General features: G+C 35.6%; 14 protein-coding genes. 12 read left to right on the plus strand and 2 right to left on the minus strand.

The annotated features are described in order from the left end of the window. The first annotated feature begins 6 nt into the window (after positions 1-6). The 12 genes from ftsH (at position 7) to CQA62_RS01615 (ending at position 12,690) form a co-directional block, all read left to right on the plus strand. The gene (ftsH, locus tag CQA62_RS01560; RefSeq protein ID WP_408609844.1) at positions 7-1,890 is read left to right on the plus strand and encodes an ATP-dependent zinc metalloprotease FtsH; all 1,884 of its coding nucleotides are present in this window, start codon (positions 7-9) and stop codon (positions 1,888-1,890) included. A gap of 10 nt (positions 1,891-1,900) precedes the next feature. Further along, a complete protein-coding gene (locus tag CQA62_RS01565; protein ID WP_104724073.1) occupies positions 1,901-2,494 on the plus strand; it encodes a phosphatidylserine decarboxylase in 594 nt (197 codons plus the stop codon). Further along, the gene (gene pssA / locus CQA62_RS01570; protein WP_104724076.1) at positions 2,491-3,237 is read left to right on the plus strand and encodes a CDP-diacylglycerol--serine O-phosphatidyltransferase; all 747 of its coding nucleotides are present in this window, start codon (positions 2,491-2,493) and stop codon (positions 3,235-3,237) included. Before CQA62_RS01565 ends, pssA begins: the two co-directional genes overlap by 4 nt. Before the next feature lie 135 nt (positions 3,238-3,372). Then, on the plus strand, positions 3,373-4,014 hold the full coding sequence (locus CQA62_RS01575) for a response regulator transcription factor (protein WP_269471023.1): 642 nt from the start codon (positions 3,373-3,375) through the stop codon (positions 4,012-4,014). Next, on the plus strand, positions 4,007-5,257 hold the full coding sequence (locus tag CQA62_RS01580; protein WP_104724082.1) for a sensor histidine kinase: 1,251 nt from the start codon (positions 4,007-4,009) through the stop codon (positions 5,255-5,257). The genes CQA62_RS01575 and CQA62_RS01580 overlap by 8 nt, the downstream gene beginning before the upstream one ends. Before the next feature lie 51 nt (positions 5,258-5,308). Further along, the gene (gene pyrH / locus CQA62_RS01585; RefSeq protein ID WP_104724084.1) at positions 5,309-6,016 is read left to right on the plus strand and encodes a UMP kinase; all 708 of its coding nucleotides are present in this window, start codon (positions 5,309-5,311) and stop codon (positions 6,014-6,016) included. A gap of 39 nt (positions 6,017-6,055) precedes the next feature. After that, on the plus strand, positions 6,056-6,277 hold the full coding sequence (locus CQA62_RS01590; protein ID WP_104724087.1) for a DNA-directed RNA polymerase subunit omega: 222 nt from the start codon (positions 6,056-6,058) through the stop codon (positions 6,275-6,277). 3 nt (positions 6,278-6,280) lie between these two features. Beyond that, positions 6,281-8,401 carry a RelA/SpoT family protein gene (locus tag CQA62_RS01595; RefSeq protein ID WP_104724089.1) on the plus strand — a complete coding sequence of 707 codons (2,121 nt, stop codon included), beginning with the start codon at positions 6,281-6,283 and terminating at the stop codon, positions 8,399-8,401. Positions 8,402-8,416: 15 nt separating this feature from the next. Beyond that, positions 8,417-9,625 (plus strand): tyrosine--tRNA ligase, encoded by a 1,209-nt coding sequence (tyrS, locus tag CQA62_RS01600; RefSeq protein WP_104724091.1) that lies wholly within the window; start codon positions 8,417-8,419, stop codon positions 9,623-9,625. Positions 9,626-9,634: 9 nt separating this feature from the next. After that, positions 9,635-10,720 (plus strand): nitronate monooxygenase, encoded by a 1,086-nt coding sequence (locus tag CQA62_RS01605; RefSeq protein ID WP_115585103.1) that lies wholly within the window; start codon positions 9,635-9,637, stop codon positions 10,718-10,720. A gap of 5 nt (positions 10,721-10,725) precedes the next feature. Continuing rightward, positions 10,726-11,853, plus strand: coding sequence for an N-acetylmuramoyl-L-alanine amidase family protein (locus CQA62_RS01610; RefSeq protein WP_104724097.1), 1,128 nt, complete (start codon positions 10,726-10,728; stop codon positions 11,851-11,853). A gap of 9 nt (positions 11,854-11,862) precedes the next feature. Next, positions 11,863-12,690 (plus strand): hypothetical protein, encoded by an 828-nt coding sequence (locus CQA62_RS01615; protein WP_104724101.1) that lies wholly within the window; start codon positions 11,863-11,865, stop codon positions 12,688-12,690. Here CQA62_RS01615 and CQA62_RS01620 read toward each other — a convergent pair. Both CQA62_RS01620 and CQA62_RS01625 read right to left on the minus strand, forming a co-directional pair. Beyond that, positions 12,687-13,511: an alpha-2,3-sialyltransferase gene (locus CQA62_RS01620; protein ID WP_104724104.1), complete on the minus strand. Its 825-nt coding sequence runs from the start codon at positions 13,509-13,511 to the stop codon at positions 12,687-12,689. The genes CQA62_RS01615 and CQA62_RS01620 overlap by 4 nt on opposite strands. Then, a complete protein-coding gene (locus CQA62_RS01625; RefSeq protein ID WP_104724106.1) occupies positions 13,498-14,916 on the minus strand; it encodes an alanine/glycine:cation symporter family protein in 1,419 nt (472 codons plus the stop codon). Before CQA62_RS01625 ends, CQA62_RS01620 begins: the two co-directional genes overlap by 14 nt. Between the last annotated feature and the right edge of the window lie 80 nt (positions 14,917-14,996).

Raw genomic sequence — 14,996 nt, forward strand, 5'->3', positions numbered from 1 at the left:
GGTTAAATAATGAATCAACAATCTCCTAATAAATCTTTTAATAAAAATCCTATTCTTCTTTTTGCGCTTCTGGTTTTAGTTGCGATGATTGTTTTTCGCTTTATGTCCCCACGCGAGGGTGGATTTTTTGATAACAAAGTCAGTGAAAAAAAAGAGGTAAGCTATTTTGAACTTAAACAAATGGCAAAAAATAAAGAATTAGAAAATGTTGAAATTGGACAAACTATGCTTAGAGCCATCTCAAGTGATGGAAGGACATTGTATGTTGCCAAAAAAGTTCCAGATTCTACCCTTGTGCCAATTTTGGATGAAAATGGCATTAAATACAGCGGTTTCAGTGAAAGCAATATTTTCTCAGAAATTTTGAGTTGGTTACTTCCTGTTTTTGTACTAATTATCTTTTGGATGTTTATGGCAAGTCGTATGCAAAAAAATATGGGTAATGGAATTTTTGGTATGGGGAGTGCCAAACGCCTTGTTAATGCAGAAAAACCAAAGGTTAAGTTTGATGATATGGCAGGAAATGATGAGGCAAAAGAAGAGGTTGTAGAAATTGTGGATTTTCTCAAGCATCCTGATCGCTATACTCTTTTGGGTGCAAAAATTCCTCGAGGTGTCCTTCTTGTAGGTCCTCCAGGGACAGGTAAAACACTTCTTGCTAAGGCTGTAGCAGGAGAAGCAAATGTTCCTTTTTTCTCAATGAGTGGGAGCAGTTTTATTGAAATGTTTGTAGGAATGGGTGCAAGCCGAGTAAGAGATCTTTTTGATATGGCAAAAAAAGAGGCTCCAAGTATTATTTTTATTGATGAAATTGATGCAATTGGTAAAAGTCGTGCAGCTGGTGGGATTGTTAGTGGAAATGATGAAAGAGAACAGACGCTTAATCAACTTTTAGCTGAAATGGATGGTTTTGGAAGTGAATCTGCACCAGTCATTGTGCTTGCAGCCACAAATCGTCCTGAGATTTTGGATCCTGCATTACTTCGTCCAGGAAGATTTGATCGCCAGGTGCTTGTTGATAAACCAGATTATAAAGGAAGGCTTGATATTCTTAAAGTCCATATTAAAGGAATTAAACCCGCAAAAGATGTAGATTTGCCTGAAATTGCAAAAATGACTGCAGGGCTTGCAGGAGCAGATTTGGCAAATATTATTAATGAAGCCGCACTTCTTGCAGGAAGGGTCAATAAAAAAGAAGTCACCCAAAGCGATCTTAAAGAAGCTGTAGAGCGAGGAATTGCTGGACTTGAGAAAAAATCAAGACGTATCAGTAAAAAAGAAAAAAGAATCGTAGCCTATCATGAGAGTGGGCATGCACTCATTAGTGAGCTCACAAAGGGTGCGGATAAAGTCAATAAAGTTTCTATTATTCCTCGTGGAATGGCAGCTCTTGGATATACACTTAATACCCCACAAGAAAATAAGTATCTTGTGCAAAAACACGAACTTATCGCTGATATAGATGTATTACTTGGAGGTAGAGGAGCAGAAGATGTATTCTTGGGTGAAATTTCTACAGGTGCAAGTAATGATTTAGAGCGTGCCACAGATATTCTTAAGGCAATGGCAAGCTATTATGGGATGACAGAAGTTAGTGGATTGATGGTCTTAGAGAAACAACGCAACTCTTTTCTTAATGGTGGGGGAAGTGGTGGAGAATATAGTGAAAAAACTTCTGAAAAACTTGATAAATTTGTGCAAGAAACTCTTCAAGAGCGGTTTGAAGTTGTGAAACAAACACTTAAAGAATATGCACAAGCTGTAGAAACTATAACTGCTGAACTTTTAGAAAAAGAAGTGATTGATGGTGAGCGTGTTCGTGAAATCATTAGGGAGTTTGAAGAAAAAAATAATTTACCTACAAGACTCACTTCTGTTGAGGAGGAATAAAGGAGGGATTATGGGTTCGCAAATAAATTTTCTGGCTAAAAGTGGTTACAAGGGGACGGTTTGGCTTGTTGCTCTTCTTGGAGTTTCATTGCTTTTTGGACTAGGGAGTTTGTGTTTTATTTTTCTTATTTTTCTTATTTTTTGGCTTATACTTTTTAGAAATCCCGAGAGAAATGCACTCCATCTTTCAGAAAATGCATTTCTTGCCCCTATTGATGGAGTGGTTACAGAAATTTCTTCAACAGCTAACCGATGTCAGATTAAAATCAAAAATCAACTTTTTGATGTGGGCGTCATACGTTCTCCTCGGCATATCCAAGCATATACACTTTCAGAAATTCATGGGATACCTCTTTTTTTTTCTAACAAAAAAAGTCTTTTTAACTCAGAGATTGTTTTTAGCTTTGGAGAAAATAAAATGATCTTCTACCCACAAATCTTCAAATTTTATCCTTTAAATTTAAATCTCAATGAACTTGAGCGAGGAGAGAGGATGGGGTTTATGAAAGGTGAAATAATTCTTGAAATTGAGGGAATTGAAACCAAGGTTAATGTAGGAGATAGGGTTAAGGGGGGTGAGAGCGTTTTGGGGTATTTGCAATGAAAATCAATCCTTTATATGTGCTTCCTAATGCGTTTACGGCAGGGAGTATTTTTTTAGCAATTTTAAGTTTAATCTGGGCTTCTCAAGAGAGCTTTGTATCAGCATGTTGGGCGATTGTAGCTTCAATGATTTTGGATGGTCTTGATGGGCGCGTGGCAAGACTTACAGGAACGAGTTCAAAATTTGGTGTGGAATTTGATTCTTTAGCAGATGTTATAGCCTTTGGTGTAGCTCCTGCAATGTTGGTGTATTTTTATATTGGGCAATATTATGGGCGATTGGGTGTAGTAGTCTGCGCGTTGTTTGTAGTTTTTGGTGCAATCAGATTGGCGAGATTTAATATCACCACAAGCTCTGAACCAAACTCTTTTATAGGCCTTCCCATCCCCTCAGCAGCAATCTTTTTAGTGGCTTGGATTTTATTTAATGAAACTTATGAGCTCCTTCATCTTCCCTCAGGTGCAAAACTTGATGCATTGGATAATAAACTTGTCCTTGAAGGCACTTTTGGATATGGATTGCTCTGTTTAGTGCTTCTTGCAGGAATTTTAATGGTGAGCAATATTCGTTATCCCTCATTTAAAAAAATTAAATGGGATTTAAGAACTTTTATTGTTTTGCTTGTGCTTGGTGGAATTCTTATCTATCGTCCAATTGAAGCACTTGCCTTTGCAATGAGTGGATATGTACTCTATGGAATTATCCGTTGGATTTTTTTGCTAGGAAAGATTAGTTTTAAATAGTCTATTCATCTAACCCTATCTAGAAAAGATGCAGTAAGCCAAAACTTAAAGGTTAAAACTCCGCTCATTATCATAAAGAGATTTTCAGAGAGCTTGAAATTTATTGCAAACCTTAATCTGATCCAAGGAGAAATGATGATTTTATTGTTAGAAGATGAGATTGTGCTTTGCGAGATGGTCGAAGAATTTCTGATTTCTAAGGGATTTGAAGTATATAGCGTAGATAATGCTGATGATACACTTGAAGAGGCGATGAGTGGGAAGTATAAGCTTTTTATTTTTGATGTTAAGGTGCCTTTAGGAAATGGTTTTTCTATTCTTCAAGAACTTAGAAGTCACAAAATTCAAACCCCTGCAATTTTTACAACCTCACTCAATACTATTGCAGATTTGCAAGAAGGATATGAGAGTGGGTGTGATGATTATCTAAAAAAACCTTTTGAACTTGAAGAACTGTATTTAAGGGTTGAAAAACTTTTGGGCAGAAGTAAGAAAGAGAGTGTAGATTTTGGAAATGGAGTGAGATTTGATATGTCTCAAAAGCTTTTATATAAAGATGATGCGCTTTTACCACTGACAAATAAGGAGAATGAACTCTTAGCCATGCTTATAGAAAACAAGGGTCAATATCTTACACTTGAGGAAATTTCTTATCGACTTTGGGGATATGAAGAGCCGAGTTTCACCTCTTTACGTGTGTATATTAAAAATATTCGCCAACAAATTGGAAAGGACTGTATTCACACAAAAAGAGGGCTAGGATATTGCTATGAATGAGGCAAAAAAGACAATTCTAAGTATTCTTGCTTTGTATATGATCAGCACTATAGTTTTTTTGAGTATTATTTTTGGAATATGGTATTACGGAGAATTGGATTTGCTTAAAACACGTTCTTTTCACGAAGTTAAAAATCTAAGCAAACGTATTATTTATGTTTTAGCTAAAAAAGAAAAATATGGTTTTTTTGTGCAATCACTTGAAGGACAAAAGGCAATCTTACAATCTATTTCATTAGAATCGGGCTATCTTATTGCAGCTTTCAATCAAAAAGGTGAGATTGTTTATAGCAATATGAAGATCAATCCTTTTGCAGTCCCCAAAGAAAATGGAGTGTATATCATTGACAATCACGCTATTTTAAGTTCTTATGGACGACCTGATTTTTTATATAAGAGAAATTTTGGTGAGCGCGAAATGATGCATTATAGGCCTGAAAATGATTTTAGAATTATTATTGATGGAGGGGATGTGGGGAATTTGCTATGGAAACTTAGAATTAGAATTTGGGGGATTTTTGGGGTTCTGCTTGTGATGATGGGAATTGTTGGTTTTTTCCTTGTGCGCCTTGCACTCAAACCTCTTAATCAAAAAATTGAAGAACTCAATCTGTTTATCAAAGATGCAACCCATGAAATTAATACACCTTTAAGTGTGTTGCAAATGAGCGTAGATCAAATTGATAAATCCCTTATTCAAGAAAAAGATTTAAAAAAATTTAAATCTATCCAAGTTGCAGCACGCACACTGGAGAGTATTTATCATTCCTTGATTTATACTTCTTTTGGGCGTCTTGAAAATAAGATTGAAGAGATCAATCTATCAAATCTTATCAAGGAGAGGCTAGATTATTTTGAAATGCTTTTTGCACAAAAAAATCTTTGTATCTCAACGGATTTTCAAGATGTATTGCTTAGGGCTAATCTCAAAAGCATTACGCTTGTCATTGATAATTTATTGAGCAATGCCTATAAATACACCCAAAAAAATGGGACTATAACAATAAAGATTTGGAAGGAGGGGCAAAAGAATTTTCTCTCTATCCAAGACAATGGTTGTGGGATTGCCCCTAGGGATATTGAGCATATTTTTAAGCGTTATACACGATTTGATAGCTCTAAGGGGGGATTTGGATTGGGGTTGAGTATCGTGAAGAAAATTTGTGATGAATTTGGGGTGCAAATTGAGTGCAAAAGTGAATTAAAAAAGGGTAGTGAGTTTATACTTGCGTGGAGTTTTTAAGTTTTTTATTTTAGAATTACAAGTTATGTTTATGGAAAAAGGAGTGGATAGATGGCAAAAAGAGTTTTGGTCAAATTTTCAGGAGAAGCTTTGGCAGGTGAAGAGGGCTTTGGAATTGACAGTCAGATTCTAAGCTTCATTGCACAAGAAATTAAGCTTCTTATAGAAAGAGGGATTGAGGTTGGAATTGTTATTGGAGGAGGAAATATTATCCGAGGAATGAGTGCAAGTGCAGGCGGAGTCATCAAGAGAACAAGTGGGGATTATATGGGGATGCTGGCTACTGTCATTAATGCAATTGCAATGCAAGAAGCATTGGAGCATATTGGAATTAGCACAAGGGTTCAAAGTGCAATGGAAATTAAAGAGGTTTGTGAGCCCTACATCTATCGTCGTGCTATTAGACATTTACAAAAAGGACGTGTTGTCATCTTTAGTGCAGGGACGGGGAATCCTTATTTTACAACTGATACTGCCGCGACACTTAGGGCTGTTGAAATTGAAGCAGATATGATTATTAAAGCTACAAAAGTTGATGGTATCTATGACAAAGACCCTAAAAAGTATTCAGATGCAACCATGCTCCAATCTCTTAGTTATGATGATGCGCTCAAAGATCATATTAAAGTTATGGATGATACAGCAATTGCACTAGCAAAAGACAATAAGCTTCCTATTATTGTATGCAATATGTTTAAAGAGGGCAATTTGATGAGGATTGTTAATGGGGAAGAGGGAATCTGCTCTACTGTGAAATAAGAATTTATAGTAAAATAAAAAATAAAAAGGATAGAGAAAATGAGAACTGAAGAAATTGCTGCTAGGGCATTAGAAAAAACTGGAAATGATCGCTATATTTTATCTAATCTTGTTTTTGCACGTACAAAAGAACTCAGCAATGGTGCAAAACCTCTTGTAGACATGGATTTAAAGGTGCATAAACTTGCAGATATTGCAATGATGGAAATTGCAGAAGGAAAGATCACACTCACTTCAATCCAAGACATTCAACCAAGGTAAGATATGGATTTTTTTGAGACTCTTAAAAGGTGTAAAAGTATCCAAGAGTCTCAGGCACTCCTCTCTTCTTATATTCAAATTACTCCAAAGATTCAAAAAGCTATTAACTTTGCAACGGAAGCTCATCAAGAACAGTGTCGTAAAAGCGGAGAACCCTATATTGTTCATCCCCTTTGTGTGGCAAGCATTGTAGCTTTTTATGGAGGAGATGAGGCGATGATTTGCTCCTCACTCTTACATGATGTGGTAGAGGATACGCATTTCTCTCTTCAAGAAGTAGAGGTGGAATTTGGCTATGAGGTGGCACAAATCGTCGATGCCCTTACAAAAATTGTTGAACTCAGAGAAGAGAATATCCCCCAAGGAGCGAGCAATACCAAGATGCTCTCTTCAGCCCTCTCTTTCCGTAAAGTACTTCTTGCCTCAATTAAAGATATACGAGCAATTTTTATTAAAATCTGTGATCGACTGCATAATATGCTAACCTTGGAATCTTTAAGAGAAGAAAAGCAAAAAAAGATTTCAGAAGAAACACTTGTTGTCTATGCACCCATTGCTTATCGCCTTGGAATTTCAAGTATTAAAAATGAACTTGAGGATCGTAGTTTTTATTTTCTTTTTAAAGAAGAGTATCAAAAGATTCAATCTTTTCTTGGGGAAAATCGTTTAGCACTTGAGGGGAAGCTTAAGGAATTTGTCGAAAAACTTAAAGTCTTCTTGTATCAAGAGGGATATGGTGATGATGATTTTATCATTCAATCTCGTCTCAAACGCCCTTATTCTATCTATCTTAAAATGCAAAGAAAGGGCGTGGGTGTTAGGGAAATTTTAGATTTACTTGCTGTGAGGGTGATTGTAAAAAACGAAATTGATTGCTATAAGGTACTGGGTATTGTGCACTTATATTTTAAGCCCATTGTAGCAAGATTTAAAGATTACATTGCACTTCCTAAAGAAAATGGCTATCAAACAATTCATACTACGCTTTTTGATGAGCGTACAATTTTTGAAGTACAGATTCGAACATTTGATATGCAAAAGAGTGCAGAATATGGACTTGCTGCTCACTGGAAATATAAAATGGGGAATCAGGTTTCACTCGATTGGCTTAGCAATATTGAATATAAAGATCAAAATATTGAAGAGTTTTATGAACTGATTAAGAGTGATTTGTATAAAGAGGATATTGCAGTTTTTTCTCCAAGAGGAGATGTATTCTCTCTTCCTGCAGGAGCTGTAGCACTAGATTTTGCTTATGCTGTGCATACAGAGCTTGGAGACAATGCTATTGGGGCTTATGTGAACAACCAGAAAGTAAGTTTGCTTGAGAGATTGAAAAGTGGGGATATTGTGAGGATTGTAACAGGAGAGAACAGGGGGCTTAGATCCTCTTGGATTGATATTGTAAAAACTTCTAAGGCAAAGAATAAAATTAAATTAAAATGCCAAAATCGTCTAAAAGAAGTTAATAAAAATATTGCCTTGCAAATTTATAAAACTTTTTTTAATAAAACTTATGATGAAGTTTTATGGGCAATTGAAAATATAGGTAATGCATCATGGAATCTCAATTATGAGTGCATCAAAGAAAATGCTTTAAATCTTGTTGAATTTTTTAGACAAGAAGGAAGAATTTTTACACGCTTACGCTATTTAAATTGGAAACTTAATGAATATGTATTTGAGAATTTTAGAATCCTTTCGCATAAGCATGTTGATGGTATTTTATACGATTATTGTTGTTATCCAAAACAAGGAGATGAGGTCATGGGTGTTTTGGAAAATGATAAGGTTATCTTACATCATCGTTTATGTGAAAAAATTAAGCTTGAAGAAAAAACAAAGATGGTTTTTGTGGATTGGGTGGGAGAAGTGTATGAGAAATATCGTGTCATTGTTTTGCTTGAAGATAGTAAAGGATCTCTTGCAAAGTTCTTATTAGATTTGGCTAAACAAGATTGCAATCTGTTAGGAATTTCTTATGGCGGACATAAAGATCAATTTCTTACCCATTTTGAAATTGTATTTGAAACTGGGAGCAAAAGTAACAAAGAGCTCAAAAACAACTTAACAAACAAATATAAAATTGTAGAATTTCAAAATCTAAAAGATGTCTATCATTAAGGCTTAGGAGAAGTTATGCAAGAAAAGATTCAAGAAGCATTGGCAGAAATTCAGCGTGGTAGTGTTGAGATTATTGGGCTTGAGAGAATAGAAGAGCTTGTAAGGAGATTTTTTGCTACAGGTGAGCGCTATATTCTCAAGGCTGGATTTGATCCAACTGCACCTGATTTGCACTTAGGACATACTGTGCTTATCCAAAAACTTGCAACTTTTCAAAAATATGGAGCAATGATTAAGTTTTTAATTGGTGATTTTACAGCTTGTATTGGAGATCCTACAGGAAAGAGTGAAACACGAAAACCTTTAACTCCACAGCAGGTTGAGCAAAATGCTCAAACTTACAAAGAACAAGTATTTAAGATTTTAGATCCTTCACTTTGTGAGGTAGTGTTTAACTCAACATGGCTTAATGGCTTGGGCAGTATAGGAATGATTGAGCTTACTTCAAAATTTTCTGTGGCTAGGATGCTAGAGAGGGATGATTTTACAAAGCGATTTAAAAGCAATCAGCCTATTTCTATTGTAGAGTTTATATATCCTTTACTCCAAGGTTATGATTCTGTGGCACTTAAAAGTGATATTGAGCTAGGTGGAAACGATCAGAAATTTAATCTTTTAATGGGAAGGACATTGCAGAGAGTCTATGGGATTGGAAAGGAACAATCTGTGATAATGATGCCTTTGTTAGAAGGGCTTGATGGGGTAGCTAAAATGAGCAAGAGTTTGGGGAATTATGTGGGAATTACAGAAGAGCCCAAACAAATGTATGCTAAGATTTTAAGTATCTCTGATGATTTGATGTGGAAATATTTTGAGCTATTAAGCTCAAAAACTCTTGCAGAAATTGAAGAAATTAAACAAAATGTGTTAAAAGGTATTTTACATCCTAAGGTTGCAAAAGAAAATCTTGCATTAGAGATTGTGGAACGTTATCATAATGCAAAAGATGCAAAAGATGCAAAAGATGCTTTTGATCGTGTGTTTGGCAAAAATGAAATTCCAATTGATATGCCAAGTTTTACTTTTGGAGCTGGAGAGTGGGTTTGTCTCATTCTTAAGGAAAGTGGGATGTGTGATTCGACTTCTCAGGCACGCCGTGAGATTAAAGCAGGAGCTTTTAGAATCAATCAAGAAAAAAATAACGATGAAAACCTTAAACTCCAAGAAGGAGAATATGTGTTTCAAATCGGCAAGAGAAAATTTGCAAAGATAATAATTAAATAAGGTGAAATAATGATTAAACTCAAGCCACTAAAAATTGGAAAACATATCATCAAACATCCCATCTTTCAAGGGGGAATGGGAGTGGGGATTAGCTGGGATAATCTAGCAGGAAATGTAAGTAAAGAGGGGGGATTGGGGATTATTAGCTGTGTGGGGACAGGTTACTATAAAAATCTTGAATTTGTTGAAAAAATTGTTAATTCTAAACCTTTTGAAGCAATCAATTTTTATTCTAAGAAAGCTCTTAATGAGATTTTTAAAAATGCAAGAAAAATTTGTGGTGAAAATCCATTGGGCGCAAATATTATGTATGCGATTAATGAATATGGCAGGGTGGTTAAAGATGCATGTGAAGCAGGAGCAAATCTTATTGTTACGGGCGCAGGACTTCCTACAAATATGCCTGAATTTACTAAAAATTTTCCTGATGTTGCACTCATTCCTATCGTATCTTCTGCGAGAGCATTGCGAATTATTTGCAAACGTTGGAGCGAACGTTATGCAAAAATCCCTGATGCAGTTGTGGTGGAGGGACCATTAAGTGGAGGGCATCAAGGCTTTAGCTATGAGGATTGTTTTAAGGAAGAAAATCAACTTGAAAATCTTGTCCCTCAAATGCTTGAAGAGGCGAAAAAGTGGGGAGAGATTCCTATTATTGCTGCAGGAGGAATCTGGGATAGAGAAGATATTAATAAAATGATTTCTTTAGGTGCAAGTGGTGTGCAGATGGCAACTAGGTTTTTGGGGACTTATGAATGTGATGCAACCTATTATCGTGAACTTATGCCAAAGGTTAGAAAAGAAGATATTACATTGGTTAAATCCCCTGTAGGTTATCCTGCAAGAGTAATCCAAACAGGGGTGCTTGCACGTATTAAAGAAGGTACTGCTCCAAAGATTAGATGTGTGAGTAATTGCGTATCACCTTGTCATAGAGGTGTTGAGGCAAAGGCAGTGGGATATTGTATTGCTGATTCTTTAAGTGCCGGGTATAGGGGGGATAGCGTGAATGGATTATTCTTTACAGGGGCAAATGGTTATAGGATCAATGAAATTACCACAGTAAAAGCTATTTTTGAAGAGTTGACCAAGTAGGTCTAATGGCAAGATTTCTTGCACTCTTATTGCTTATTGCTTGTTGGCTTTATCCAGCAAGCAAACCCCAACCATTGCGCATTATTCAAATTGTTCCCTTTGGCAAGAGTAATGTCAAAATCACTTTTAATCGTAAAATCCAACTTGATGATCTCACCCAAAAAACTCTATCTCCCAATAAGGGATTATTAGAAATTCAAGCAATTTTAACTACTAATAAAAAAACCTATCATTTTCCCAATAAAACACAAGTACAAATTTTGCAGTTTAATCCAAAAATTACACGAGTACTCATTACATCTACTAAAAGAGTAGATTATGGACTTAGATTTGTAGATCGACACCTTTATATTGATATTGATCCCCATGATTCTGAATTTCCCATTCTTGGCGAAAAAAGTAAAACCCCACAAAAAGTGGTGAAAAAAGAAAAAAAAGAGCAAAAAAAAATCTATAAAAAACGCATTGTTATTGATGCGGGGCATGGGGGAAAAGATTGCGGTGCAATAGGAATTTTGAAAATATGCGAGAAAGTGATCACTTTGAATGTGGCAAAACTTTTACAAACAGAGTTAAAAAAACGAGGTTATATTGTTTATATGACACGAAGCCAAGATATATATTTAGGCTTAAGAGAGAGAACGGATTTTGCCAATGCTAAGGATGCGGATCTATTTATCTCCATCCATGCTAACTCAGTCCCTAAAAAATCTGCAAAAACAGCCAATGGAATAGAAACCTACTTTCTTTCCACTGCTCGAAGTGAAAGAGCAAGGATGGTTGCAGAAAAAGAAAATAAAGATGATATAGATTCTATGAATTACTTCTCTAAGCTCTCCTTTCTTAATTCTGTCAATACTCATAGAATCATCGCATCCAATAAACTTGCAATTGATATTCAAAGTGGAATGCTCAGAGAGCTCAAAGAGCGTTATCCTAATCTGATTGATGGTGGTGTGAGAGAAGGACCTTTTTGGGTTCTTGCAGGGGCTTTAATGCCTTCAGTCCTCATTGAGATTGGCTATATCTCCCACCCCAATGAGGGAAGAAGAATTAATCATAGAGATTTCCAAAGTTTGCTTGCTAATGGGATTGCAGATGGGATTGATGGGTATTTTGCAAAGAATTTGTAGGGAGAATATATGAAAATAAAAGTAGAACCTATCTTCTCATATGTTTTCTTTTTTTTATTTGTGTTTGTAAGTTTGGCTGTATTGGTTTCAACCTTTTCAGAAACATTTTCTCAACTTTATTTATTACTTACACAAAGTGGCAGAATTTTTGATTTATTTTTATATGGTTTTTCTTTTTTGGGTTTTGCTTTTTGTATTGCGGCCTTGATCCTTTCAAGCTGGAATCAAAAATATCAATTTTATTATAAAGGAAGTATTATCTCCCTTTGTCTTATTTTTGCTTTTATTTTATGTTTTAGTCTCTCAGGGCTTAGAAATAATATGGATTTATTGGATTTGATTTTTAATGATAAGGGGGGCGGTGGATTTGAAAAAGATCCTTATGCACCCTTGATTTTAGGAGTTGTGTATTTATGTTTTGTTTTTTTGCCATTACTTTACTTGCTTTTGGGGATAAGAGTAAAAAGAAATTCTTTTGGAGAGTTTTTGATTGATTTGATGCCCTCAATCAATGTTGTGATTTATGCTATGATGGGATTTGCCTTGCAGGGGTTTTTTACTAAAGCAAGGGGAATTTATTATCTTGATTTAGTGCTGTTTCTTTTAGCCTTTGTTGCATTGCTTATGCTTTATAGGCAGCATAAGTATTTATTTGGTTTCTATCAGAGGGTTAATCTTATTTTATTGTGTATGGGTATTATCTTCTTTGCTTTTTCTTCAAAAGTCATTGAGGAAGCAGATTTTGTGGGAAGATATTGCTTTTTTGCTTTTGCATTTGTGGCATGGTGTGGAGAGTGGATGCTTAAATTTGCAGGAGAAGAAAATCCCCCTTATTAATGAGAGGATAGGGGCAAAGGAAGAAGATCATCAATATAATCTTTTGGTTTGTGCAGAAGAATAAAAGGGTGATTTTGTTTTGGAGCTAGTGGAATAATTTGACTTATTGAGCTTCCTGGATTGAGAGAGTAAAGTTTGATGTTGGGGATTTGGAGTGCAAGTTTAAGGGCCTGTAGATCAATATTTTTTTCATGAACTCCATCTTGAAAATTTTCTTCCCCAAAGGTGGGCATTTTTTCTAGCAGATGGGGTTTTTGAGTGGTGTTAAACGCATAGCTTAATCCCCCATTTTCATAAAAATCAATTCCTGTAAGATAAAACTCTCTATACCCTTGAGCCAGTGCAACAATGAGCATGATTATTCCTGCAGTAAAGCGTTTCTCATAATAAAGGGCATAAAATTTATGCAAAGCATTAAATTCTTTCATTTGTTCTAAAAAAGGATAAGTGCTTTGCACACTTGGAAAATCATACCTAAGCTCTTGTTCTAAATTTTTGGGTTTTCCATCCCAGGTTTGCCGATCCCAAATCCCCATTGTGATATTGCAATATACATCTTCTACTTCATATTCCCCTCTTTCTTTGAGATGATGGAGGGTAAAAAATTGTTCTTTAAGAATAAAAGGATTATAAAACACACCTTTAATCTTCTTGCCTAAAAAATAATAATTTTCAAAATAGAATTGATTACAACGAAAAACATCGAAATCTTTAGGAAGAAGCGAGTAGTCAATTTGTGCAAGTGATGGACCATTACCCGCGATAATAATAGGTTTGATTTTCTCCTCCTCTTTTAGAGGAGGATTTTTAATATTTACCATCTTCCCAACATTCAGTATTTTGAATATTAAGCTTCTTGGGATCAAAGACAGGATTTTTTCCTAATTTTCTTTGATCAAGATAATCTTTGAGTGTTTTTGTGACAATACGAGAGAGGAAGAAAATTGCAATAATATTGAGTGTAGTCATAATGGCCATAAGTACATCTGCAAGTTCCCAAGCTAACTTCAGATTCATTTGAGATCCAATAAACACCATTGCAACAGCACAAATATTAAAGATGAGCATGACATTCTTAGAGTTTGTAAGATACTTAATATTAGCCTGTGCATAATAGTAATTTCCAATAAGAGATGTCAGTGCAAAGCATACAACAGCAATGCTGACAAAATGCATTCCCAATGGCCCAAAGTATTCGCTCATTGCCATCTGCACTAAAGGTAGGGCTGTGGCTTTTTTCTCCACATAGGCTTGTGAGAAAAGCACTAAAAAGGCTGTGCTTGTGCAAATCATTACACCAATAAGTACGCTTAGGGCTTGAACTAAACCTTGTTTAACGGGGTGAGTGGTATGAGCTGAAGCAGCAGCATTTGGAGCTGAACCCATTCCAGCTTCGGTGGCAAATAAGCCACGTTTAATTCCAATCACTACTGCACTTCCAGCAAATCCTCCAAAAATTGCTTTAAAATCAAAAGCATTCTTAAAAATATCTAAGATAATAGTAGGAAGAGAAGAAATATTCAATACAGTCGCTATAAGTGCTAAAGCAATATAAAAGATCGCCATTGCAGGAACAACATAGGCATTAACCTTTCCAATTAAATTCCCCTTACCGAAAAATAGAATTGCTGAAATTGCAGATGAGATTAGACCAATAAGAATGGTCCAATGACTTTTTTCAAACTCGCTTGGATTAGGATAATACAGAGCAAAAGAAGAGGTCATTGTATAAGATTGTAGGCCATTAAATCCAAATGCATAGGTTAAGATGAGTACTACAGCGAATAAAGACCCCATCCATGGCTGATGTAGGGCTTTTTTCATATAATATGCAGGCCCCCCTTTAAATCCATCCCCATCATGACTTTTATAGATTTGGGCTAGTGTGCTTTCTGCAAATGCACTTGCTCCTCCAAAAAATGCCATTACCCACATCCAAAAGATGGCTCCACTTCCTCCAGTAGCGACAGCCACAGCAATTCCTGCAATATTTCCAATTCCTACACGAGAAGCTACTGAGATTGTAAGAGCTTGAAATGAACTGAGTGCATCACTTTTGCCATCAGGTTTTTCTGTGATCACACGGAATGCTTCTTTGAGCATACTGATTTGAACAAACCTAAGTTTGAAGCTGTAAAATATGCTTACTAAGATGAGTAAGCCCACTAAATAGTAAGTATAAGCAAAACCATTAATGTTACTTAGAATTCCTATCATCTTTTCCATAAAACCTCCTTAAGTAAGCCATAGGGCATTTTGCACTTTCTATTATATGCAAAAAGATAATTTGTTACAATCAAACTTGA

It is taken from the genome of Helicobacter cholecystus (assembly GCF_003364215.1).
GTDB classification, from domain to species: domain Bacteria; phylum Campylobacterota; class Campylobacteria; order Campylobacterales; family Helicobacteraceae; genus Helicobacter_G; species Helicobacter_G cholecystus.